The sequence below is a fragment of the Martelella sp. K41-7 genome (assembly GCF_055808365.1).
Genome location: NZ_CM147867.1, coordinates 3,473,381 through 3,498,095 on the forward strand (window position 1 = coordinate 3,473,381; position 24,715 = coordinate 3,498,095).

A 24,715-nucleotide genomic window follows, 5' to 3' on the forward strand; every position below is an offset into this window, starting at 1 on the left:
GACCGGCTTACCGGCCTATTTTTCTGCTTTTTCTGCGCCGCCATGCTGTGCGGCGATCTGCTCATGATGCCGAATGACTTCCTTGATGATGAAGTTCAGGAAAGTCTCGGCAAAATCGGGATCGAGGTCGGCGCTTTTTGCGAGCGCCCTCAACCGCGAAATCTGTTGTTCCTCACGCGCCGGATCGGCTGGCGGCAGGTCATGGTCGGCTTTCAGGTGCCCCACTGCCTTGGTGCAGCGGAACCGTTCGGCCAGAATGTGCACCAGTGCAGCATCGAGATTGTCGATCGACTGGCGATACTGGACGAGCTGCTCCTTGATCGAGGGATCACTCACTTCTTCTTCCCCTTGCCAAAGCCGCCACCCAGACCCGGAAGCTTGGGACCACCGAGGCCCGGAAGTCCACCCGATGGCATGCCGCCCGGGCCGCCAAGGTTGCCGGCCTGCTTCTCAAGTTCGGCAAGCTGGTTGGCATCGAGCTTGGAAAGGTCGGGCATGCCGCCCATTCCACCGGGCATACCACCCATGCCGGGGGGCATCCCGCCACCGCCGCCGCCGAGCATCCCCATCATCTGCTTCATCTTGCCTTTGCCCTTGCCGCCCATAGCCTTCATCATGTCGGACATCTGGCGATGCATTTTTAAAAGCTTGTTGATGTCGGCCGAGGAGGTACCGGACCCTGCGGCAATGCGCTTCTTGCGCGAATTCTTCAAAACATCCGGGTGGGTGCGCTCATATTTGGTCATCGAGCCGATAATGGCGAGCTGGCGCTTGAACACGCTGTCGTCCATGCCGGCCGCCGCCATCTTGTCCTTCATGCCGCCCATGCCCGGCATCAGACCCATAATGCCACCCATGCCGCCCATGTTCTGCATCTGCTTCAGCTGTTCGGCCATGTCGTCGAGGTCGAACTTGCCCTTGGCCATCTTCTGGGCCATGGCCTGGGCTTTTTCGGCGTCGATCGTCTCCGAGGCCTTTTCCACCAGCGAAACGATGTCGCCCATGCCCAGAATACGGTCGGCGATGCGCTTGGGATGAAACTCCTCGAGCGCATCCATCTTCTCACCGGTACCGATCAGCTTGATCGGCTTGCCGGTGACGGCGCGCATCGAAAGCGCCGCACCACCGCGCCCGTCACCGTCCATACGGGTGAGCACGAGGCCGGTAATGCCGACACGGCTGTCAAAATTGCGGGCGAGATTGACCGCATCCTGACCGGTAAGGCTGTCGGCCACCAGCAGAATTTCATGCGGATTGGCCTGCTTGCGGATCTCGGCCATCTCGACCATCAGCGGCTCGTCGATATGGGTACGGCCCGCCGTATCGAGGATCACGACATCATGGCCACCGAACTTGGCGGCCTGAACAGCCCGCTTGGCAATGGCGACAGGATCCTGTCCCTTGATCACCGGAAGCGTGTCGACCGAGGTCTGCTCGCCGATCTGCTTCAACTGCTCCTGCGCCGCCGGGCGGCGGGTGTCGAGCGAGGCCATCAGCACTTTCTTGCGGTCGCGGTTGGTCATCCGCGCCGCGATCTTGCCGGTGGTGGTGGTTTTACCCGAACCCTGCAGGCCGACCATCATGATGACGACCGGAGCCGGTGCATTGAGGTCGAGGGTGACACCCTCCGAACCCAGCATCTCGACCAATTCGTCATGAACGATCTTGACGACCATCTGGCCGGGCTTGATCGATTTCAGAACTTCAGCACCAACGGCCTTTTCACGCACGCGGGCTGTAAAATCGCGCACCACCTCCAGCGCGACGTCGGCTTCCAGCAGCGCGCGGCGGACTTCGCGCAGCGCAGCCGAAACATCGGCTTCCGAAAGCGAGCCGCGGCCGGTCAGTCCCTTGAGGACGGAACCAAGGCGGTCCTGGAGGTTTTCAAACATTAGCCATTCCCTTTTCGTTTCGCACACGTTCGAAACGTTGGCAGCTCTGCCAACAAATGCAAGACGCAACGCAAATTTCCATCCGAGGGCGCATCGCGCTGTCGGATGGTGACCTCCGGGCTCTCTTTATACCTTTGCGGGCCCCGGTCGGTGGCTGAACGTCTTCACTGTCAGCAGATTTGTCGGCGATAAACCTCAAATACGCGGCAGAGTCAAGCCGTGGCGGGCGTTTTCGCCATTTCAAGGTCTGGAACTTTTTCGGCTTCACCGCATATATCCGTTGAGATCCGCTTCAGCAACAGAAGGTGGCCGGCCAGCGCCGGATCAACCGAAAGGACATTTCATGATCCCGACGCGCGTGCGCATGCAAAAGAAGAACCGCTATTATACCGGCCCGAAAAGCGACCATTTCGACGGTACATTGTTCTTCAATCCCGACGGCATGAACCCGCCCGGCTTTGCCGAGGTCATCAAATGGCAGTTTGCCCACAAACGCACGCAATGGCCCAAACAGGTCACCTGCCGTTTCGCTCCGCACAAGCCGGATGCGCGGGTGACGGGAAACGGAATGCGGGTGACGATGATCGGTCATGCCAGCCTGCTGATCCAGGTCGCCGGCGTCAACATCCTGACCGACCCGGTTTTCTCAGAACGCGTCAGTCCTTTTGATTCACTCGGCCCGAAACGCGTCTGTCCGCCCGGTGTCGACTTTGCGGACCTGCCGAAGATCGATGTGGTGCTGATCACCCACAACCATTATGACCATCTGAGCCACGACTGCCTGAAAAGGCTTCAGGCCGATCACGCGCCGCGGATCATCACACCGCTCGGCAATGATACCGTGATCCGCCAGAAGGTGGAGGGTGCCGATGTGACCGTTCTCGACTGGGGCGGACAGGCCCCGCTTCCCGGCGGCATCCAGGCGTTCGCCGAGCCCTGCCACCACTGGTCGGCGCGCGGTGTCAGCGACCGGCGCATGGCGCTTTGGGCCGCCTTTGTGCTGCAAACTCCGGCAGGACACATCTATCACATTGGCGACACCGGCTTTCACGAGGGGCGCAACTACCGCGCGGCGGCCGAGAAATACGGCAGCTTCCGCCTCGCCAACCTGCCGATCGGCGCCTATGAGCCGCGTTTCTTCATGAAAAATGAGCATCAGGACCCGGTCGAAGCCGTCAAAGGCTTCGAGCTCTGCAACGCCGCCTATGCCGCCGGCCACCATTTCGGCACGTTCCAACTGACCGACGAAGGCCATAGCGACCCGGTGCAGCTCTTGAAAGCTGCCCTTTCAGATGCCGGTATCGGGGAAGACCGCTTCCGCCCACTCGAGCCGGGTGAGGCCTTCGACGTGCCGGAGGTCGGCTGAGTATTAATCTTGCCAGTGGCGTCAGCGGCCAACCAGCGAGGCCTCCGTCGAGGATGCGCCCTGCCGCTTTTTCAGAGCATGCTCACGCCATATGGTGAAGACGCCCGCCCCGACGACGACAAGCGCGCCGGCGATCATATGCACCGTCAACCGCTCGCCAAAGACCAGCACTCCGAACAGTGAGCCATAGATGAGCTGCAGATAGGTGATGGTCTGCACAGTGACCGCTTCGGTTACGACCAGCGCGCGGATCAGCAGATAATGCCCGGAAATGCCGGTAAAGCAGAGAGCGACAAGCCAACCCCAGTCTGCAAGCGGCACCTCTTCCCAGAAGAACGGACCGACAAGACTGGTCAGTACCATGCCGACCACGCCGGTATAAAACAGGCTGACCTCCGGCGCATCGTATCGACCGGCAAGGCGCGTATAGAGCGAATAAAGCGCAAAGGTGAAGCAGCAGCCGACAGGCACAAGGGTTACCAGACTGAACTCCTCACCCAACGGATCGATGACGATCAGGACGCCGAACAGGCCGACAATGATCGCAAGCCAGCGACGCCAGCCGACGCGCTCTCCCAGAAGCGGCACCGACAGCAACGCCACGACAAGCGGGGCGGCCATGAAGATCGCCTGGCTCTGGGCAAGTCCGACAAGGGTGAATGACAGGATCGAGACCAGAATCTGCGCCACCAGCAGGAACGAGCGCCAGATCTGCAGCAACGGATGCGCTGTACCGGCACCCTTTTTGAAGCCACCGGTGGCACGCGACGCCAGTATGATCGCGAACAGGCCAAAGGCCCAGAAACGCACCATTGCGATAAAAAACGGCGAATAGAGCGGGCCAAGATGGCGAGAGATCGCATCCTGGACCGCAAAGATCGAGACAGCGCCGAAGGCGAGAACAGCACCGGACAGCTTCATGTATCTGCTCCGCTGAGGCACGGATCAACAACGGCGGCGCACCGGCAGACCGGTAATCCGGTCACCATCGCAGCGAAATAGGGAAATAGCATCGTTTCAGAACTTTCGAGAGCCATGGCGCGGCGCTTGACCGATCCATGGCGGACGGCAGCCCATTTCAAAAACGCAAAATGCGAACGAAACGTTCACGGCCGTCAGGGAGGAATTTCGCGACATTACACATGATCATGGCCGAGGCAAAGGCCGCCGCGGGCGTCAAACGTTCCCGGTAACGTGTTTTTTGGTGCGCGGCATTGCCGCAGGCTGGTGACGACTGCGCCTTTAGCCCATATAAAGTCGGCAGATGCAGTCAGATGACGGAGCCTTATCAATGATGGCCGACAGCAACACCATGGCGCGCTTGGAGCGTATGAACGGACTTGGCAACAAGATCCTTGTCATTGACATGCGCGGACGTGCCGACACGGTGACACCGGAGGCCGCCATCCGCCTCAATGCCCATCCCGACACCGAATTCGACCAGATCATGGCACTTTACGACGCCCGCGCGGATGCACCGGATGGCTGGATCGACATTCTGAATTCCGACGGTTCTATGGCGCAGGCCTGCGGCAATGGCACGCGCTGCGTGGTCGATTATCTCACCCGCGAGACCGACAAGAACCGTTTTGCCTTCCGCACAATTGCCGGCGCGCTTTTCGCCGAACGGCTCTCCGATACGCTGATTTCCGTCGACATGGGCGCCCCGGTGTTCGACTGGGAAAAGATCCCGCTTGCAGGCCCTGCGGCGGACACCACGCATATCGCGCTTCCCGAACCGCACGAGGCCGACCCGGCGCTGCAGCGGTTTTCAGCGGCCTCCATGGGCAATCCGCACGCCGTCTTTTTCGTGCCGCGCGATGTCGACAGCTACAACATTCTGGCCTTCGGCCCGCGCTACGAGCACCATCCGCTGTTTCCCGAGCGCGCCAACATCTCGCTGGCGCAGGTCACCTCGCCCACCTCGCTGTCGCTGAAGACTTTTGAGCGCGGTGCAGGGCTTACCCTTGCATGTGGCTCAGCGGCCTGCGCCGCCGCTGTCTCCGCCGCCCGCACCGGTCGCACCGGTCGCAAGGTCACGGTCTATCTGCCGGCCGGCGCGCTTGAGATCGACTGGCGTGAAGATGACGACCACGTGGTCATGACCGGGCCTGCGACATATGAATGGTCAGGCCGGGTGGATCCGGCAACGGGGAAGTGGGAACGTCAGGACTGAGTACGGCCCTTTCAAACGGCGGCATCTTGCGCCATATAGCGGGCTTCATTGAACATGCGGCAGAACGATGACCCTGAAAACCCTGACATTCGGCTGCAGGCTGAACACCTATGAGAGCGAAGTGATGCTCAAGGCGGCGCAAGAGGCCGGCCTTGGCAATGCCGTTCTGGTGAACACCTGCGCGGTCACCGGCGAGGCCGTGCGTCAGGCGCGCCAGGCGATCCGCCGGGCACGGCGCGAAAACCCCGAAGCGCGCATCATCGTCACCGGTTGCGCCGCACAGACGGAGAAGGACACTTTCGCCAACATGGCCGAGGTCGACGCAGTGCTGGGCAACGCAGAAAAGCTCGCGGCGCAAAGCTATCGCGCCCTGCCGGATTTCGGCGTCTCGGCAGAAGAAAAAATCGTCGTTAACGACATCATGAGCGTGACCGAAACCGCGCCGCAGATGGTCGAAAGCATCGACGGCCATGTGCGTGCCTTTCTGCAGGTGCAAAACGGCTGCGACCACCGCTGCACCTTCTGCATCATTCCCTACGGCCGCGGCAACTCCCGATCCGTGCCGATGGGTGCGGTGGTCGAGCAGGCCCGAAAGCTGGCAGCGCAAGGCTATCGCGAAATGGTGCTGACCGGGGTCGACGCCACCTCTTATGGCGCTGACCTGCCCGGCGAACCGACACTGGGCCTTCTTGCAAAGACGCTGTTGAAACAAGTGCCGGAGATTGCGCGCCTCAGACTGTCTTCCATCGACAGTATCGAGGTCGACCGGCACCTTCTCGATCTGATTGCCGATGAGCCGCGTTTTATGCCGCATCTGCATCTGTCGCTGCAGCATGGCGACAATCTGATCCTTAAGCGGATGAAGCGGCGACATTCGGGCGACGACGCGCTCGCCTTCATGCGCAAGGCCAGACGGCTGAGGCCCGATATGGCCTTCGGCGCGGATTTCATCGCCGGTTTCCCGACCGAAACCGAAGAGCATTTTCAAAACACCGTGAGGCTGGCCGAGGAAGCGGAAATCGCGATGCTTCACGTCTTCCCCTACAGCCCACGCCCCGGCACGCCGGCCGCCCGCATGCCGCAGCTTGACCGCGCGCTGGTGAAGGAACGGGCAAGACGCCTGCGCGATGCCGGCGAACGCCTGAAGACAAACCATCTCGACGGGCTGGTCGGCACAACCCAGAGCGTGCTGACAGAGCGCGGCGAAAACGGCCATACGGAGAATTTCGCAGCCGTGGCAACACCGGGGCTTGAACCCGGCCATTTTGTCTCGGCTCACATTACCGCCCATGACGGCAAACGGCTTCAGGCGGCATTCGCAAACGCCTGAGCCCGGCGCGTTGACAAGGCACGCCGTGGCACGGGATAAAGAACGGCAAACGGCAAGAACAGGAAATTATTCCCATGGCCCTCGGCTTCATGAAAAACGTCTTCACCTTCGGCAAAAAGGAAGCGCCGAAGGAGGAACAGGCCGTAACGCCTGAAGAAGAGGCCGAAACAGCTGCAACAGCGGAACCGGAGCAGCCTGAGCAGGAAAAGCCAGAACCCAAACAGCCCACCGAAGCGGTCAGGGACGCAGAAAGCAACGACCCTTGGGACGATGACAGCATTGTCGGCGGCGTTGTCGGTCGGTCTCACGAACAGCCGGAACAAGCCGAAGAAACGCCCGTCGCCCATGAGGCCAACGCGCCCGAAGCGCCGCTTGCGGTTGACGAAACTGCCGCTGAGGCACCGGCGGAAGAACCTCCGCAAGTGGACGAACCCGCACCTGCTGCGCCCAAAAACCATGGTTTCGAGATCACCAGCGGCCCAAAGCCGGAAGCCCCGGCGCCGCAGCCGGCCAAGCGGCTTTCCTGGTTCCAACGGCTGAAGGCCGGCCTGTTTCGCACCTCCCAGCAGCTTTCCGGGCAGATCGCAGCGCTGTTCACCAAGCGCAAGCTTGACGAGGAAGCGCTGGAGGAGCTGGAAGACCTGCTGATCCAGGCCGATCTCGGCGTCGAGACCGCGATGCGCATCACCGACGCGCTGTCATCGGAACGCTATGGCCGCGATGTGACCGGCACCGACGTTTCCCGGATCATGGCCGGTGAAATCACCAAGGTTCTGGGCCCGGTGGCAAAACCGCTGGCGCTCGATCTTTCCAAAAAGCCGCATGTCATCCTCGTTGTCGGCGTCAATGGCACCGGCAAGACCACGACGATCGGCAAGCTTGCCGCCAAGCTGACACGCTCGGGCCTGAAGGTGACGCTTGGCGCGGGCGACACGTTCCGTGCGGCAGCGATCGAACAGCTGAAGATCTGGGCTGACCGCACCGGCGCCGAATTCGTCGGCACCAAGCTTGGCGCCGATGCCGCTGGCCTTGCCTATGATGCCTTCAAACGCGGTCAGGAAAACGGCTCCGATGTTGTCATCATCGACACGGCCGGACGGCTTCAAAACAAGGCCGAGCTGATGGAAGAACTGGCCAAGATCGTCCGCGTTCTTGGAAAGCTTGACCCCGAAGCCCCCCATACCGTGCTGCAAACGCTTGATGCCACCACCGGCCAGAACGCCCTGAATCAGGTGGAAATCTTCCGCAATATTGCAGGCGTTTCCGGTCTTGTGATGACCAAGCTCGACGGCACGGCGCGCGGCGGCATTCTGGTGGCAATCGCCGCCAAGCACAAATTGCCGGTCTATTTCATCGGCGTCGGCGAAGGGATCGACGATCTGGAACCCTTCGAAGCGGCGGAGTTTGCCGAAGCCATCGCCGGGACGACCGAAGACGAAGAAGCCTGAACAGCGGGCCTGCCCGCAAAATAGCCGTTATTGGGGTTGAAGGGACGTCGCCCCCATATGATATGAGCCGACGACCCCACCCATGAGAAGCGACAGAGCATGAGCGACAGCAGCCCGAAGAAACCGACGACCGAGCAGAAGGAAGAGCCGGTGCTGAAGCTTGTTTTCGAGCTCGGACCGCTGATGATCTTCTTCTTCGCCAATCTGCGCGGCGAATGGCTGATGCGAACCTTCCCCGCCCTTTCCGCCCTCGGAACGCCGCTTCTGGTGGCGACAGCGCTGTTCATGGCCGCAACGGTGATCTCGCTGATCGCCTCGCGGATCGTGATGGGCAAGGTACCGATCATGCCGCTGGTCTCTGGCGTTGTCGTGATGGTTTTCGGCGCGTTGTCGATCTGGCTGCAAGACGAGACCTTCATCAAGATGAAGCCGACTATCGTAAACGGTCTGTTTGCCGCCGTGCTTCTCGGCGGGCTGGTGTTCGGCCGTTCGCTGCTCGGCTATGTGTTTCACTCGGCCTTCAAACTGGATGACGAGGGCTGGCGCAAACTGACGTTCCGCTGGGGTCTGTTCTTCGTGTTTCTGGCGATCCTCAACGAAGTGGTCTGGCGCAATTTTTCGGCAGATACCTGGGTCAATTTCAAGGTCTGGGCAACCATGCCGATCACCATCGCCTTCACGCTGGCGCAGATGCCGCTGATTATGCGCCACTCGACCGAACCGCTCGGGGAAGAGAAAAAGGACGAGGGCTGAGAGGACGATGAGCCCGCTTGCGCCGTCAGTTCATTAACCGTGACGCCGGGCCGATCGTGCGGTTAATAACCGGCAGGATTTCCTTGGCGTAGGACGTCGAGATCGATCGGGCCGACCTTCTTGAAGATGATCGTGCCATCGGGGCCGACCACAAAGGTTTCTGGAATTCCGTAGACGCCCCAGTCGATGGCCGCGACCCCACGCTTGTCGACACCGATTGCGTCATAAGGGTTGCCGAGCTCTCCCAAAAACCTGAGCGCGTTATCGGGATTGTCCTTGTAGTTGATGCCGACAACGTTGATTTCTGGATCTTCGGAAAGCTGCATCAAAAACGGATGCTCCTGCCGGCAGGGCACGCACCAGGACGCAAACACATTGACGAGCGTGAACTTGCCCGCGATCTCGGCATCGCTCAGCGCCGGGCGGTTGCTGCCTTCAAGCGGCGGCAGGTTGAGTTCAGGGGCCGGTTTTCCAATCAGAACCGAGGGGATTTCCGACGGATCGCGACCGAAAAGGATCTGCCAGCCGAACACCGCGAACAGGCCGGCGACAACGATCAGCGGTATGAATGCCATCAAGGCGCGGCGCCTGCCCGACCCCTGTTTTTCGTCGCTGTCCCCGCTCATGGGGCCTTTCCCGCGCTGCGCCGTCTGGCGCCTGCCTTTTCAAGTGCGGCAAGCTCGCGTTTACGCGCCCGCCCATCCAGCACAAGCCAGACGACAAGCCCGGCAAAGACCAGCGCGGTCGCGCCGTAGGCGGTGGTGATGAAGAATGTGTGGCTCATGATTGCATCCCCTTCTCCGCGCGCGTGGCGGCGACCCGGCGCATGGCGGCGACCCGTCGACGGTAGATTTCGTTGCGCATGGCGGCAATATGCATTGTGAAGAAGGCGAAAGTGTAGGCTAGCGCCATGACGGCCAGCGGCCACAGGAACACCGGATCAATCGTCGGCCCGTCAAGCCGGATCACGCTGGCCGGCTGATGCAGCGTGTTCCACCAGTCGACCGAAAACTTGATGATCGGGATATTGATAACGCCGACGAGAATCAGGATCGCCGATAGCCGGGCTGCGCGCTGCGGCTCGTCCACCGCCCGGTTGAGCGCAATGATGCCGAGATACATCAGGAACAGGATGAACACCGAGGTCAATCGCGCATCCCAGACCCACCATGCGCCCCACATCGGCTTGCCCCAGAGCGAGCCGGTCAGAAGCGCCAGAAAGGTGAACGCCGCGCCGATGGGGGCTGCGGACTTGTGGGCGACATCGGCCAATGGGTGGCGCCAGACCAGCGTGCCGAGTGCGGCCACCGCCATCACCATGTAGCACATCATCGAAAGCCAGGCAGCGGGCACATGGATATACATGATCCGCACCGTATTGCCCTGCTGGTAATCGGCCTCGGATATGAAGGAGAGATAGAGCCCTGCGGCAAACAGGATCAGCGTAACCGCGATCATGAACGGCATAAGACGGCCGGAAAGGGACAGAAAACGCGTCGGGTTCGCAAGCCCCGCTATCACGCCGGTCTTTGGCTTCATCTCGTTCATCGCCGCAATCCGTTCACCATTTTCCTAGAGGGTTTCGCTCAATCATCGCCCTGACGCAAGGCCAGGCTTGCAGCGAGCGGCCCGACAACCGCAAAAAAAGCGTGAGCGCGACCAGGATCAGGAAGGGTGGCATGAACGCCTCAATCTGCGAGGTTGCGGCATAGCTCGCACCGACGCCGAAAATCAGCACCGGGATCGACAGCGGCAGGATCAGGATCGGCACCAGCAGCCCGCCGCGCGGCAGCGAAACCGCAATCGCCGCTCCCGCCGCACCGATGAAGGTGATGGCGGGCGAGCCGGCAAGAAGCGTGAGGAAAGCCGCGCCAAGCCCGCGCGGGCCGACATTCATCAAAAGCCCCATGACCGGCGAGAGAATGACAAGCGGCAGCACATAGGCGGTCCAGTGCGCCAGGCATTTGACGAGTACGATCAGCACCAACGGCTCATCTTGCATCTTCAGAATATCCAGTGAACCGTCATCGCGCTCGGTGCGAAACAGCCGGTCCAGCCCGATCAGCGTCGATAAAAGCACGGCGATCCAGACCATGGCCGGGCCGATCCGCGCCAGAAGCGCAAGGTCCGGTCCGACGCCGAAGGGCACGGTGGCAACAACGCAAAGAAAGAACAGCAGCCCAACCAGCGCACCGCCACCGGCCCGGATCGACAACACGACATCGCGGCGGAAAAGCGCACCCATGCCTCAAAAATCCTCGGCCAGAAAAGGGTCGGCGCTGATGCGCTCCGGTCCAGTGAATGCGTATTTTCGCGCGGCGGAAAGCCCCAGCGGTTCGTGGGTGGCAGCAATCACGATCCCGCCTTTGGCGAGATGTGCATTCATCAGCATCGAGACCGTCTCCCTGGCCAAGCTGTCGAGCGCGGCAGTCGGCTCGTCCAGCAGCCAGACCGGCCTGTAGGCAACCAGAAGGCGGGCAAAAGCGATGCGGCGTTTCTGCCCCGCCGACAGATAACCAAAGGGCAGGTCGAGCACGCCCTCAAGCCCGACAGCTTCGGCCGCATCATCGGCATCACAGCCCGCACCGCCCTCAAAATCGCCCATCATCCGCTTCCAGAAGGCAAGATTTTCGCGCGCGCTCATCTCCGGTTTCATGGCGTTCTGGTGGGCGAGATAATGGGCGGCAAAGGAAAGCGGCACGCCGTTTTCGCCGTTGCCGGCAAAAAACATCGCATCGCCGCCGGTATCGCCTGCAAGACCCAGAAGCGCGCGCAACGCGGTTGACTTGCCGGCGCCGTTGGCCCCGGTGAAGACCATGCTCTCGCCGGCTTCGAGGACAAGCGACAAATCGCTGAAGATCAGCATGTCGCCCCGGCTTATCGATAGCCCTGTCGCCTCAATGCGCAAAGCCATAATCTCCCCTCAGACTGACGCCGTTGACTGCAAAACTTGCCGGTTGATAAAAAAACTTAAATTTCAACCATTGTTTATCTGGCACCTTTCTTAGAAATTATCTATACAATGCGCAACCACGCCGGCGGCCGGCGTGAAACACATCCTTGTGCCGAACTTGGGGTCTTTGCCGGCCCCACGTGCGGACAGCGGAAATGGTCGCACCCGCATCCTGATGTCGTAAGTACATAGGCGTTCGCACGGCTAGTCTTGGCCAATCAGAATGAGCGGGGTTTATCCGTGGCTAAATCACTCGACAGTTTTGAATGTCGTTCCACACTTGATGTGGACGGAAAAGAGTATGTTTACTACAGCCTTCCAAAGGCTGAAGCGAACGGTCTCGAAGGCGTTTCCAGGCTTCCTTTCTCCATGAAGGTGCTTCTCGAAAACCTTCTGCGCAACGAAGACGGCCGTTCGGTCAAGAAAGACGACATCATTGCTGTCGCCAAGTGGCTGAACGACAAGGGTACGGCTGGCGCTGAAATCGCTTACCGTCCGGCCCGCGTGCTGATGCAGGACTTCACCGGCGTTCCAGCCGTTGTCGACCTCGCCGCCATGCGCGACGGCATCGTCAATCTCGGTGGCGACCCGGAAAAGATCAATCCGCTGGTGCCCGTCGACCTCGTCATCGACCACTCGGTGATCGTCGACGAATTCGGCACGCCGCAGGCCTTCGCCAACAATGTCGAGCTTGAGTACAAGCGCAACGGCGAACGCTACCGCTTCCTGAAATGGGGCCAGCAGGCGTTCAAGAACTTCCGCGTTGTGCCGCCCGGCACCGGTATCTGTCACCAGGTGAACCTCGAATATCTCGGCCAGACCGTCTGGACCAAGGAAGAGGACGGGAGTGAAGTGGCCTATCCCGACACCTGCGTCGGTACCGATAGTCACACCACGATGATCAACGGCCTCGGCGTTCTCGGCTGGGGCGTTGGCGGCATCGAAGCCGAAGCCGCGATGCTTGGCCAGCCGGTCTCGATGCTGTTGCCGGAAGTCATCGGCTTCAAGCTGACCGGCGAGCTGAAGGAAGGCGTGACCGCGACCGACCTGGTTCTGACCGTCGTTCAGATGCTGCGTAAAAAGGGCGTTGTCTCCAAGTTCGTCGAGTTCTACGGCCACGGCCTCGACAGCATGACACTCGCCGACCGCGCCACCATCGGTAATATGGGTCCCGAATACGGCGCCACTTGCGGCTTCTTCCCCGTCGATGGCGAAACGCTGCGATACCTCAACATGTCGGGCCGGGCCAAGGACCGGATTGCGCTGGTCGAGGCCTACTCCAAGGCGCAGGGCATGTTCCGCGACAATGATGGCGAAGACCTGGTCTTCACCGACACGTTGGAACTCGACCTCGGCGACGTCGTGCCGTCGATGGCCGGCCCGAAGCGTCCGGAAGGTCGCATCGCGCTGGAAAACATCGCATCCGGCTACAAGGATGCGCTGACGGACATGTACAAGAAGGACGCTTCGGAATATGGCAAGCGTTACCCGGTTGAAGGCACGGATTACGATCTCGGTCATGGCGATGTCGCCATTGCCGCCATCACATCCTGCACCAACACGTCCAACCCGTCAGTTCTGATTGCTGCCGGTCTTCTGGCCCGCAACGCCGTTGCCAAGGGACTGAAGTCCAAGCCGTGGGTCAAGACGTCACTGGCACCCGGATCACAGGTCGTTGCCGAATATCTGGAAAAGGCTGGCCTTCAGAAGGATCTGGATGCACTCGGCTTCAACCTGGTCGGCTTCGGCTGCACCACCTGCATCGGCAATTCCGGTCCGCTTCCGGCCCCGGTCTCCAAGACCATCAACGACAAGGGCCTGATCGCCGCTGGCGTTCTTTCGGGCAACCGCAACTTTGAAGGCCGGATCTCGCCGGATGTTCAGGCCAATTATCTGGCGTCCCCGCCGCTGGTCGTTGCCCATGCTCTGGCGGGCACCGTTACCAAGGACCTGACCACCGAGCCGATCGGTGAAGATCAGGCCGGTAATCCGGTCTACCTCAAGGACATCTGGCCCTCTTCGAAGGAAGTTCAGGAGTTCATCGAAAAATACGTCACCCGCGAACTTTACGAATCGAAATATGCAGACGTGTTCAAAGGCGATGAAAACTGGCAGGCCGTTCAGATCCCCGATGGTCAGACCTATGCCTGGGACGACCACTCGACCTACGTCCAAAACCCGCCTTACTTCGTTGGCATGACCCAGGAACCGGCTGGCGTCAAGGATATCGAAGGTGCACGGGTTCTCGGTCTCTTCGGCGACAAGATCACCACCGACCACATTTCTCCGGCGGGCTCCATCAAGGCTCAGTCACCGGCCGGTGAATACCTGATCGCCAACGGCGTCGGTATTGCGGATTTCAACCAGTACGGTACCCGTCGTGGTAACCACGAGGTGATGATGCGCGGCACGTTTGCCAATATCCGCATCCGCAACCATATGCTCGGCCCGAACGGCAAGGAAGGTGGCTACACCATCCACTATCCGTCCAAGGAAGAGATGTCGATTTTCGATGCGGCCATGGAATACAAGAAGGAAGGCGTTCCGCTGGTGATCTTTGCCGGTGGCGAATATGGCAACGGCTCCTCGCGTGACTGGGCGGCCAAGGGCACCAACCTTCTCGGTGTCCGCGCCGTGATTGCCGAAAGCTACGAGCGTATCCACCGCTCCAACCTGGTTGGCATGGGCGTTATCCCCTTCACCTTTGAAGACGGTGCAAGCTGGGAAAGCCTCGGCCTGAAGGGTGAGGAAACCGTCTCCATCGATGGTCTTGCCGACATCAAGCCGCGTGAGAAGAAGATCGCCAAGGTGACCTTTGCTGACGGCACGGTGAAGGATATCCCGATCCTCTGCCGCATCGACACGCTGGACGAGCTCACCTACGTCAACAATGGCGGCATCCTGCAGACCGTTCTGCGCGATCTGGCTGAATAGGCGAAACGCTTTTTAGGTGCACCTCGGTTGCACCTGGGTGTCAAAGATAAAAAACGCGCCGGACGAGAAATTGTCCGGCGCGTTTTTGGTGTTGTTAAATCGAAAAGACTTACGCCTGCGGCACGCGCCGTTCGTATTCGTCTCTCAGCACCCGCCATTGCGGCCAGAATGGTCCGGATTTTTTGCCCGAAAGGCGCGCGACGAGAATATCGAGATGCCGGTGCCAACCAGCGCTGATATCCACCTTGTTCCTGCGATCGGAAATGCGCGTGTGGACCAGCGTCAGAAGCACATTGGCGCCTTTTGGCTCCAGGTCGATTGCGACCTCGCCATGCTCTCCCCACGCGAAAACAAGGCGATAGGGCGCATGCAGTTCGATAATGTGGCTTTCCATGCGGTTTACTTCGCCAGTATGACCAGCTTTGTCTTGCGGATCTTCACCCAATTCATCATTGCGCCATACGAGTTCGAAAGGCGTCCCTGCTTGCGGGACCATATCGCCTGCGGCCAACCACTGACGTCGCTTGTCGCTTTCGATCAGATAGGCCCAGACGCGCTCCACCGGACCGGGCAGCAGCCGCTCTATCTTTAATGTCGCGGGTTCGATCAAGGCCGCATATGGATCAGCATTACCTGTCATTGCTCGTCTCCTTTTCCGGGTCAGTCGTGTCGTGTTGATCTTCTGCGTGCAGCAATGTCTCCAATGTATCGAGGCGACCGGCCCAGAAGCTTTCGTAATGGCGTAACCAGTGATGCGCGCTCGCGAGCGGCCCCGGCTCAAGCCTGCATGTGTGAACCCGTCCAACGACCTCGCGGCGGATGAGCCCTGCCCTTTCCAGGGCCTTGATGTGCTTCGAAGCCGCAGCCAGCGACATTGAAAAGGGTTCGGCAAGTTCGCTCACGGTGTGCTCGCCGCCGGCAAGACGCGCAAGCATCTGTCGACGCGTCGCATCTCCAAGTGCGTGAAAAACCTGATCGAGTTGTTGTGCGTTATATTCAACCATAAGGCTGAATATAATCCCGCCGCATCAATAGTCAACCATTTTGTTGAATATATTTCTCGCCCTATACAAGGCGAAGAAATTTCACTTCTCGGGCCGATGCGTTAAGGAGTGCTCTATCAGGCATTGAGGAGGCGCAAGCCATGGCACCCTATCCATTTGTGATCGTCGGAACCGGCTGGCGGGCACAGTTTTTCCTGCGGGTGGCAGCCGCGTTACCAGAGCGCTTTCAGGTGCTTGGCGTTGTTTCCACGAGAACGGCAGATGAACGCGCTGCATTTTCCACGCAGTGGAATGTGCCGGTCTTCAACTCGACTGACGCGCTGCTGAAAGCGACCCACCCCGCATTTGCAGTCTTGTCGGTGCCCCGCGAAGAAACGCTCAACCGGATTTCTGAATTTGCCGCCGCCGATATACCGATCCTCACCGAAACCCCGCCAGCCGCCGACCATGACGGATTGTTGAAAGTTCATGCCCTTGTGGAACAGGGCGCGCGCATCGAGGTTGCCGAACAGTATTTCCTTCACCCCGTATTGACCGCAATGCGCAACCTGATTGCCGAGGGACGGATCGGCACGCCGAGCTACGCACACATTTCGATCATCCAGACCTATCACGGCGTCAGCCTGATGCGGAAACTGCTCGGCATTGGCTTCGAGAACGCAACGATCTCCGCAAACCGTATAGCGCTGCCCATGGTAAAAGGACCTGGACGCTATGAGCAGCCTGATCGCTATGAGATCATCCCCTCGGAACAGATGATCGGCACGTTCGACTTCGGTGACCGGATTGGCATTTATGACTTTGCCGAAAGCCAACACAGAAGCCGGATCCGCGAACCACGCGTGACGGTCCGTGGCGAGCGTGGCGAGATCACACCGGAACGGACCGACTATCTGATTGATGAGAGAACGCCCATCTCGGTTCCGTTGCTGCGCAAGGACACCGGCCATTTCATGAATTTCGAGGGCTACAGCCACGTTGGCATCATGGTTGGTGAGCGCTGGATCTACCGCAATCCTTTTGCCGGCCCTCATCTCACAGACGATGAGATCGCTGTCGCGACCTGCCTTGCGAACATGCACACATTCGTCGAGACGGGCCAGTCGTCATATAGCTTCGCCGAGGCCGCACAGGATTGTTATCTTGCGGACATGATGGCGAAAGCCGCTGAAGGCAGGGCGCCGGTAGCAACCAAGTCTCAACCCTGGGCCAGGTCTGCGTCCTGACGCAGGGCGGCTAGCAATTGGCTTGAGCCCGGTAAATTGCAGACCTTTCACAATTGAGACCGGAAAGACCGCAAGGGCATGGAAAAAACCATGCCCTTGGTGCACTTCATTGACCACCCTTCCCGCAAACGGCTCTCCTTATCTGTTCTGCAATCCTGTCGGCACGGTCGTCCTGCCGCTTGCCAAAGTGATGCAGGCGCAACGACACCGGATCTGGACCTGGTGCCATTTTCCTCCGCCTTTCTGGGACTTCCGGTTACGCCGCTCACTTATTCGTTGCTCAACCGAGATTGCCTGTGTGCGGTCTGGCGATCGTCTCCGAGGCGGCTGCCTTTTAGGTTGGAGAGACAGTGACCTTCCAACGACACACGTGTTTTTCAACCCATCGTGACTTTCGATTGAAGTGCTAAACGGCTAGATTGGCGGCTGTGTTTGATAAGCGTTGTCTGATGGACAGCGTGCCCCTTGCAAACTGGTGAAGGTCCCCGCCGTGCCGAAGCAGACGATCATATCGACCGCCTTACTGGTGGTCTTCGCCTTCCCCACGGCGCATGCCGGACAAATCGAAAATCCGCGCGGCGTACTCGAGCTTTTCACCTCGCAGGGTTGCTCTTCATGCCCCCCTGCCGACAAGGCGGTCGCGACAATTGCCGATGAGGGCGACATCGTCGTTCTCAGCTACCATGTCGATTACTGGAACTATCTCGGCTGGACCGACACGATGAGCAGTCGAGATAACACCGAACGACAATATGCCTATGGAGAAGCGATGGGCCGCAGCGGTGTCTACACGCCACAGGCGATCCTCAACGGCCGCACCCAGATGATCGGGACCAGCGCCAGCGAACTCGACAAGGTGCTCGAAACCCTTGCGCAGGAAGACAAAGGTCTGAATGTCTCCGTTGAAACGGCAATGAATGGCGATGAGGTTCTGATCGAGATCGGCCCTGGAACCGGCAAGGCCGATGTTCTCGTCGTCTATTTTAAAGGCGAGGAAAAGGTTGCCATCAAGGATGGCGAGAACAAGGGCAAGACAGTCGTCTACCGCAATATCGTCACTGATGTTCAGACCGTCGGCATGTGGCACGGCGAACCGACACGCATCATCCTGCCGGCCCGCATGCTTGACCCCGCCGAGAGCGACGGATGCGCGATCCTTCTGCAAGCCACCGACAACAATGGCCAACCCGGCGCGATCCTCGGCGCATCCCAGATTACCGCGGACTGAAAGCCCGAAAACACCAGTGTTTACGGCTTCCCGGCCGTAAGTTTAGCGCGAAGATTAACAACTTCTTTACCATGTTCAGCGAAAGCTAGTGCACGTGACTTTTGATGCGGGCCTTGCGGACGCGATCCTGGACAACCTCGTCCGATCTGCCGCAGCACCAGCAAACCGGAGCAGGCAGGAACCATGGCGCAAACGCGGATGACACAGGACGCACAGGGTGACAGACCCTCCCTCAACGCGCTCAGCCACACCATCGAGGGGCTGGAATCGCGCCTCAGCGAAATGATGCAAGCCCGTGCCGCATCGCCACAACGCCCCGCGCCACGCCAGTTTCGCGAGCCGCAGCCGGAACGTACCCCGCGCGAACGGGTAATGCCGAACCCGGTCTCTGCCCGCATCGATACCGAACTGCACGAAATGAGCTGCACGCTAAAAGAGCTGCGCGCCAGCGTACGTGAGGATTTCTCCCAAAGCCTGCGCGACGAGCTTGCCGGGCTACATACCATGCTCAGCCACCTCGACCAGCAGACTGACACCCACGACATCGATGAGCAAACGCGCAGCGAACTGATCCGGATTTCCGAAGCGGTGGACTGGCTGGTTACCAATGCGGCAGCCGATGATGACAGCAGGCTCATGGCTGAGTTCGACCATCTGCAATCATTGCTGCATGGTCTTGCCGATGCCAAGAGCATTACCCGTCTGGAAAACCGGTTCGAAAACATCGAGCGCCACCTCGCGCCTTTCGATCCGGCAAGGCTCGATGCGGAGCTGAAGGCACTTGCCCGCGGCCTCGATGATATTCGCCGACAGGTTGATGACACTGACAGCACACGCAGCCTGGAAGATATCGAAAGCCGTCTCTCCGGCCTGGCCGAGGCCATGGAAGTGCTGTGCACCCGTTTTCCCGCTGTTGGCAAGAAAATCGACGGACAGATCGGTGCCATCGAACGCCGTATCGACGATATCAACCGCAACCTCGAAAGCCTTGGGCAGCGACAGAACGAGCCGGTACGCGATGCCGCGATCGAGCGACTGGAAGGCCGGCTTTCCGAGCTCTCCAGCATCGTCGCTGCCGTCGACTGGCAGATGCGCGATCAGGGCGCCAAACAGGCAAAGCTTCTGGACAATCTCGACGGGATGGCGCGCCGCCTTGAAAACCACAGCACAGCCGAAGGCCATCTGAAGCTGGAGGCCCGGATCGAAAAGCTCGCGAATTCCGTCGAACGGCTTGGTCCGGGTATCGACCGGCAGACGCTCGGCAAAGCCGTGTCGGAAATCACCGACAAGATCGGCGGTATCGACATGGGCGGCGCCGAACGCAGGATCACAGCAAAGATCGAAACCGCCACAAACGGATTTACCGACGAAGACAGGCGTGACCTCAAGGAACAGCTCAACAGGCTGGCAGGTCTTGTCGAAAGCAATGGCCGCAACATCGATCCGCGCGCGATCGAAGACGCGATCGAGCGCGTCAATGACAGGATCGGCAGGATCGATCTGGACAGCGCCGAGCGCAGGATCGCAGCAAAGATCGACACCGCCGCAAACGGATTTAGCGATGCAGACAGGCAAGAGCTGAAGCAACAATTCAGCCGGCTTGCGGACGTTGTCGAAAGCAATAGCCGCAACCTGGAACCGCGTGCGCTTGAGAATGCTGTCGAGCAGATCAACGAAAAGATCGGAAGGATCGACCTTCAGGGCAGCGAGCGTCGTCTTGCAGCCAAACTCGATATTCTGAGCCTCGCAGCTGCCGATGAAAACGAACGCAACGCGGTTCGCGCCGAACTGGAACGGCTGGCCGATCTGATCGATAAAGGCCCTGGCGGTATCGCGCCTGCAGCGCTTGAGGCCGCCGTATCGCGGATCAGCGATGGAATTTCCCGCATCGACATTGCTGGCGCAGAACGCAGGCTGTCCTCGCAGATCGCCTCCATGCCGGCCCTCAACACAGCACCTGACCCGCACAAAAAAACCGATGCGGTCGATACCGCGGCACTTGAGCAGCGCCTTGCCGCACGCATCGATGCACTCGACCTTTCGGGCACAGAAGAGCGCCTTTCGCACAAGATCGCCACACTCGAGCAGAGCGGATCTGAGCAGCGCCTCAGCGCCCAGTTGACAACGCTTGCCAGCCGGCTTGAAGACAGCAAACGCGATAGCAATGGACAAGCGCTGCAGAAGCTTGAACGCCAGATCGCGGAAATAACGACCATCGTCAGCCGGCCCGAACCGAAACTACCGCTCGCCGAGCTGGAGGAGCGCATCGCCGCCCGTATCGAGAACCTGACCGCAAGCAACGACGATTACATCATCGAGGCAGCCCAGCATGCGGCCGAAGAGGCGCTCAAAACCTTCGAACGTCAGCGCAAGGGCGAAGCCGATGAGCATGTCGGCCTTATCAAGGCTCTCGCCGCCGACCTGAAAAACCTGCAGAACAGCAATACCGGCGGCGGCGACCAGACGTCACTCAAGGAAACGCTGAAAACGATAGCGGGCCGACTGGATACCCTCAATGACGGTCTCACCTCGGACAAAACGGAACGCGCGAGCGACGACGACGCCAGACCGGTGACGACCACCAAAGAGACCGTTGCCATTGGCACGACCGGAGTGGGAGACCAGGCACCGCCGTCCTTCGAGACCCATTTTGCGACCATGCCCGCAAACCCCGGTTCGAAACCCGCCGAGCCGACACCGGAGGCCCATGACGCTGCAAGCGAGGACGTGATGGATATTCTGTCCCGTGTGCGTGCGGGCCAGGCACCGGAACCACGCGGCCCGGTCCTGCCCGTGCATGATCGTCCGGTTGCAAAGGCCGAGGTCAAGAAGCGCGAGCCCGGAAAACCAGCCGGCGTGCGCAACCAGCGCTTCGCAGCCCCCGGACCGCAAGGCGACCTGATTGCCGCGGCACGGCGCGCGGCGCGCTCTGCCCTTGCCAATGCCGAGGACATGACGCCCTCTATCGGCCCGAAGTCCGGCGGTGGCGGCGATGATGGAGACAGTGAGAAGGGCGATCGTTTTTCGCGCAAACCCGTCTACCTTGCTGCAGGCGCGATCCTGCTTGCGATCATGGCCTACCCGATTCTGACCGACCTGGGAAAGGATCGTGATACCATCCTGCAGGCCGTCAAGACATTCGAAACGTCACCGCCAGCGCTGAGAGCGCCAGCAGCACAGCGGCCTCAATCTGCAACCGCCTCCCCTGAACCGGCAGTCCGAAACACGGCAACAGCCCCGTCCATGCGGGTCGCTGCGAGAAGCGAGGTCAAGTCAAATTTCGCGGCGGAAGGCATCGACATCGCCAGCGCGCCCGCAGCCCGCGCCTTTCGGATGATCGATACGGACAACTCAATCATCACCGGCAGTATCAAACCGCAGGCGCCCGAAGCCCCGTCCAGTCTGGAACAGACCACCCCCACACCCGCAAAACGGGCTGCCGGCTCCATGGTCTCGCCCGCAGAAGAGCCGGTCAAGTCTTCTACCGTGACCACGCGGGACATACTCGACATGCTGGCTGAGCCCTCAGCGGCGCAGCAGGCGCCTGCCAAGACCTCTGAGAGCGCGCAGGAACCCGCTGTTGCCCCTCCCGTCATCGTGAAACAAGCCTCTGAGAACCGCCAACCGGCAGCCCGTTCACAGGCCGAACCCGCCGTCGGTCAACGCCCGAAAGAACTGGCGCCGTTCGACATCGCAATTCCGGATACAATCAAACCTGCCGACCTTGCCGCTGCCGCACGGGCCGGCGACGCAAACGCACTCTATGAGATCGGCATGCGTTACCAGGAAGGCCGGGGCCTTAAAAAGAACGCAACCGAAGCCGCCTTTTGGCTGGAACTTGCAGCCGATCGTGGCTCGGCACCGGCGGCCTTCCAGCTGGGCAGTCTCTATGAAAAGGGCGCAGGCGTCGATAAGGACACAGACAAAGCCGTCACCCTCTACCGCAAGGCCGCCGAGGCCGGCAATGTCAGTGCAATGCACAATCTGGCGGTGATGCTGGCCAATGGCGCAGGCATCGACGTCCCGGACTTTGCCGAAGCGGCAAAATGGTTCCGGGCGGCCGCCGACCACGGTATCGCCGACAGCCAGTTCAACCTCGCCATCCTGCATGCCCGTGGCGTCGGTGTGGATGCCGACCTTGTGCAATCCTACAAATGGTTTGCCATTGCAGCGATCAACGGAGACGCGGAGGCCGCCAAACGGCGCAATGAGGTCACTGAGGCGCTTTCCGACGCCGATCTCAACCGGGGCAAGACGCTCGCCGCCGAATGGCAGGCAGAAGAACCCGTACCGACAGCAAACCGTGCCGTCATTCCCGCAGACTGGATGCCGCAGGAGGCCTTGGCCGCAACGGTCGACAAACAGGCGATCGTGCGTGACATCCAGGTCATCCTCAACGACAATGGATTTGATGCCGGCCCAGCAGACGGTCTTCTCGGTGCCAAAACCGATGCCGCGATCAAGGCTTTTCAGAAGGCGAGCGGCCTTACAGCCGACGGCGCGGTCACACCGCAACTCGTAGAGGCATTGCTTGAGCGCAACAGCGCCTGACAAGAATCGACGGCTCTCAAGCGTTTGATTTGACAGCAGCGCTGCGGAGTCGCAAAAAGGAATTGCTTTTCAATAGGCTGGACGCGAACCGTCCGGCCGTGCCGCTATTGGGGAAACGCGTGTCGATTTACCTGCCGATTGCCGAGTTGTCGGTCAATATTTTCGTCATTCTCGGCATGGGTGCGGCGGTCGGCTTCCTTTCGGGGATGTTCGGCGTCGGCGGCGGTTTCCTGATTACCCCATTGTTGATCTTCTATCAGATCCCCCCTGTCGTCGCGGTCGCCACCGGTGCAAGTCAGGTGGTTGCCTCATCCGTTTCCGGCACCCTCACCCATTTCCGCCGCGGCACGCTCGACATGAAGCTCGGCACCGTACTCTTGAGCGGCGGCCTTGTCGGCGCGACCATCGGTGTCTGGCTGTTTTCGCTCTTGCGCGAACTTGGTCAGCTCGATCTGGTGATCTCGATCCTCTATGTGGTGCTGCTGAGCTCGATCGGTGCGCTGATGCTGGTGGAAAGCATCCGGGCGATAAGGCGCAGCGCCAACCAGAAGCCGGTCTCCTTGCGCAAACCGGGCCAGCATAACTGGATCCACCGTCTGCCCTTCAAGATGCGGTTTAAGAAGTCAAAGCTGTATCTGAGTGTCATTCCCGTATTTGTGCTCGGCGGCACGATCGGTGTTTTGACCTCCTCGCTCGGTATCGGCGGCGGCTTCATCATGGTGCCGGCGATGATCTACCTGTTGCGCATACCGACCAATATCGTCGTCGGCACATCGCTGTTCCAGATCATCTTCGTCTCGGCCTACACCACGGTGGTGCAGGCGGTGACTAACTACGCGGTCGATATCGTGCTTGCCACCATCTTGATGATGTCGAGCGTGATCGGCGCCCAATACGGTGTGCGCGTCGGCCAGAAGCTCAAGGGCGAACAATTGCGCGCGCTTCTGGCACTGCTGATCCTCGCCGTTGGCGTGCGCCTTGCCTTCGGTCTGGTCGTCACCCCGACCGATCTGTTCTCCGTCGTCTTCGAGGGAGCGCCGGAATGATGAAACAGCTCCTTTCAGTCCTGGCCCTCCTTTTCATGCCCGCAATCTCTGAAGCGCAGCAGGTGCCGGCGATCCAGCAGGAAACCCTGGAAATCGGCACGTCGACCAATGAGATCGCCATCACCTCGGATTTTTCGGGCGCTGACCTCACCGTCTTCGGCGCAATCAACGATGCCGATCCGATGCTGTTGTCGAAGGGCGGCTATGACATCGTGGTGATCCTCGAAGGTCCCAAGGCCGAAGCCGATGTTCGGCGCAAGGAGCGGTTCTTCGGGATCTGGGTCAACCGCCAGACGATTTCATTCGAGCATGTGCCGCGTTCCTATTCGATTTCGAGCACGCGGCCACTTGAGGACGTGACAACACCGCAGGCATTGAATTCGCAAGGCATCGGCGTGTCGCATCTGCGCATCGCGCCGGTCGGCTATTTCGGCGATGCCAGCGACGTTGCCAATTTCCGCGAGGCCATGCTGAGACTGAACGCGATCGACGGCATTTACGATGCCGAATATGACGGGGTGAAGTTCGTTTCCAACAGCCTGTTCCGCGCCAGTCTGCGGCTGCCTGTGAACATTCCCCAGGGCACCCACACCGTTCAGGCCTACCTGTTCAAGGAAGGCCGGCAGATCGCGACCCAGAACCTGCCACTCCGGGTGGTCAAGACCGGGCTGGAAGCACAACTCACCACCGCCGCTCACGAATATCCGCTGTTCTACGGCCTCGGCGCGGTGTTCATTGCGTTATTTTCGGGCTGGTTTGCTAGCGTGGTTTTCAGGAAGAACTGAGGCCCGGATTTTCGGCAAGTGCC

20 protein-coding genes and 1 pseudogene are annotated in these 24,715 nt (G+C 60.1%); 11 read left to right on the forward strand and 10 right to left on the reverse strand.

Features of this window, described 5'->3' with window-relative positions:
* Positions 1 to 15: 15 nt before the first annotated feature.
* Positions 16 to 336, reverse strand: coding sequence for a chorismate mutase (locus AC0L7L_RS16580; RefSeq protein ID WP_473510165.1), 321 nt, complete (start codon positions 334 to 336; stop codon positions 16 to 18).
* A complete protein-coding gene (gene ffh, locus AC0L7L_RS16585) occupies positions 333 to 1,892 on the reverse strand; it encodes a signal recognition particle protein (RefSeq protein ID WP_473510167.1) in 1,560 nt (519 codons plus the stop codon). The genes AC0L7L_RS16580 and ffh overlap by 4 nt, the downstream gene beginning before the upstream one ends.
* 343 nt (positions 1,893 to 2,235) lie before the next feature.
* On the opposite strand from ffh, the gene AC0L7L_RS16590 reads away from it, so the two are divergent.
* A complete protein-coding gene (locus AC0L7L_RS16590; RefSeq protein WP_272213132.1) occupies positions 2,236 to 3,258 on the forward strand; it encodes an MBL fold metallo-hydrolase in 1,023 nt (340 codons plus the stop codon).
* A 21-nt stretch (positions 3,259 to 3,279) separates the two neighbouring features.
* Here the strand turns inward: AC0L7L_RS16590 and AC0L7L_RS16595 are convergent, their stop codons facing one another.
* Positions 3,280 to 4,179, reverse strand: coding sequence for a DMT family transporter (locus tag AC0L7L_RS16595; protein WP_473510169.1), 900 nt, complete (start codon positions 4,177 to 4,179; stop codon positions 3,280 to 3,282).
* Positions 4,180 to 4,552: 373 nt separating this feature from the next.
* Between AC0L7L_RS16595 and dapF the strand changes: the two genes are divergently transcribed.
* The 4 genes from dapF (at position 4,553) to AC0L7L_RS16615 (ending at position 8,965) form a co-directional block, all read left to right on the forward strand.
* Entirely contained in the window at positions 4,553 to 5,434 is an 882-nt protein-coding gene (dapF, locus tag AC0L7L_RS16600; RefSeq protein ID WP_473513978.1) for a diaminopimelate epimerase, read from the forward strand.
* 67 nt (positions 5,435 to 5,501) lie between these two features.
* Positions 5,502 to 6,764, forward strand: coding sequence for a tRNA (N(6)-L-threonylcarbamoyladenosine(37)-C(2))-methylthiotransferase MtaB (mtaB, locus tag AC0L7L_RS16605; protein ID WP_473510171.1), 1,263 nt, complete (start codon positions 5,502 to 5,504; stop codon positions 6,762 to 6,764).
* 74 nt (positions 6,765 to 6,838) lie between these two features.
* Positions 6,839 to 8,212, forward strand: a complete 1,374-nt coding sequence (gene ftsY, locus AC0L7L_RS16610) for a signal recognition particle-docking protein FtsY (RefSeq protein ID WP_473510173.1) — start codon at positions 6,839 to 6,841, stop codon at positions 8,210 to 8,212.
* 99 nt (positions 8,213 to 8,311) lie between these two features.
* Positions 8,312 to 8,965, forward strand: coding sequence for a septation protein A (locus tag AC0L7L_RS16615; RefSeq protein WP_272213139.1), 654 nt, complete (start codon positions 8,312 to 8,314; stop codon positions 8,963 to 8,965).
* 62 nt (positions 8,966 to 9,027) lie between these two features.
* Here AC0L7L_RS16615 and AC0L7L_RS16620 read toward each other — a convergent pair whose 3' ends face one another.
* From AC0L7L_RS16620 to ccmA, 5 genes and pseudogenes are all read right to left on the reverse strand, one after another.
* Positions 9,028 to 9,591, reverse strand: coding sequence for a DsbE family thiol:disulfide interchange protein (locus AC0L7L_RS16620; protein ID WP_272213140.1), 564 nt, complete (start codon positions 9,589 to 9,591; stop codon positions 9,028 to 9,030).
* Complete coding sequence (gene ccmD / locus AC0L7L_RS16625) at positions 9,588 to 9,749, reverse strand: heme exporter protein CcmD (protein WP_272213141.1); 162 nt, start codon at positions 9,747 to 9,749, stop codon at positions 9,588 to 9,590. The genes AC0L7L_RS16620 and ccmD overlap by 4 nt, the downstream gene beginning before the upstream one ends.
* A complete protein-coding gene (locus AC0L7L_RS16630) occupies positions 9,746 to 10,513 on the reverse strand; it encodes a heme ABC transporter permease (RefSeq protein WP_272213142.1) in 768 nt (255 codons plus the stop codon). Before AC0L7L_RS16630 ends, ccmD begins: the two co-directional genes overlap by 4 nt.
* Before the next feature lie 38 nt (positions 10,514 to 10,551).
* Positions 10,552 to 11,210, reverse strand: a pseudogene (gene ccmB, locus AC0L7L_RS16635) (heme exporter protein CcmB).
* A gap of 3 nt (positions 11,211 to 11,213) precedes the next feature.
* Positions 11,214 to 11,873 (reverse strand): heme ABC exporter ATP-binding protein CcmA, encoded by a 660-nt coding sequence (ccmA, locus tag AC0L7L_RS16640; RefSeq protein ID WP_473513979.1) that lies wholly within the window; start codon positions 11,871 to 11,873, stop codon positions 11,214 to 11,216.
* 285 nt (positions 11,874 to 12,158) lie between these two features.
* Between ccmA and acnA the strand changes: the two genes are divergently transcribed.
* Positions 12,159 to 14,852: an aconitate hydratase AcnA gene (acnA, locus tag AC0L7L_RS16645; protein WP_473510176.1), complete on the forward strand. Its 2,694-nt coding sequence runs from the start codon at positions 12,159 to 12,161 to the stop codon at positions 14,850 to 14,852.
* 109 nt (positions 14,853 to 14,961) lie between these two features.
* On the opposite strand, the gene AC0L7L_RS16650 is transcribed toward acnA, so the two are convergent.
* On the reverse strand, positions 14,962 to 15,492 hold the full coding sequence (locus tag AC0L7L_RS16650; protein WP_473510178.1) for an SRPBCC family protein: 531 nt from the start codon (positions 15,490 to 15,492) through the stop codon (positions 14,962 to 14,964).
* Positions 15,482 to 15,856 carry an ArsR/SmtB family transcription factor gene (locus AC0L7L_RS16655; protein ID WP_272213148.1) on the reverse strand — a complete coding sequence of 125 codons (375 nt, stop codon included), beginning with the start codon at positions 15,854 to 15,856 and terminating at the stop codon, positions 15,482 to 15,484. Before AC0L7L_RS16655 ends, AC0L7L_RS16650 begins: the two co-directional genes overlap by 11 nt.
* Positions 15,857 to 15,996: 140 nt before the next feature.
* Here AC0L7L_RS16655 and AC0L7L_RS16660 point away from each other — a divergent pair, with 140 nt between their 5' ends.
* The 5 genes from AC0L7L_RS16660 (at position 15,997) to AC0L7L_RS16680 (ending at position 24,692) form a co-directional block, all read left to right on the forward strand.
* Entirely contained in the window at positions 15,997 to 17,082 is a 1,086-nt protein-coding gene (locus AC0L7L_RS16660) for a Gfo/Idh/MocA family protein (RefSeq protein WP_272213149.1), read from the forward strand.
* Between the two features lie 490 nt (positions 17,083 to 17,572).
* Positions 17,573 to 18,310: a DUF1223 domain-containing protein gene (locus tag AC0L7L_RS16665; RefSeq protein WP_473510180.1), complete on the forward strand. Its 738-nt coding sequence runs from the start codon at positions 17,573 to 17,575 to the stop codon at positions 18,308 to 18,310.
* Positions 18,311 to 18,508: 198 nt separating this feature from the next.
* Entirely contained in the window at positions 18,509 to 22,861 is a 4,353-nt protein-coding gene (locus AC0L7L_RS16670; protein WP_473510182.1) for a peptidoglycan-binding protein, read from the forward strand.
* A 119-nt stretch (positions 22,862 to 22,980) separates the two neighbouring features.
* Entirely contained in the window at positions 22,981 to 23,907 is a 927-nt protein-coding gene (locus AC0L7L_RS16675; RefSeq protein ID WP_473510184.1) for a sulfite exporter TauE/SafE family protein, read from the forward strand.
* Positions 23,907 to 24,692, forward strand: coding sequence for a TIGR02186 family protein (locus AC0L7L_RS16680; protein ID WP_473513981.1), 786 nt, complete (start codon positions 23,907 to 23,909; stop codon positions 24,690 to 24,692). The genes AC0L7L_RS16675 and AC0L7L_RS16680 overlap by 1 nt, the downstream gene beginning before the upstream one ends.
* Positions 24,693 to 24,715 lie beyond the last annotated feature (23 nt).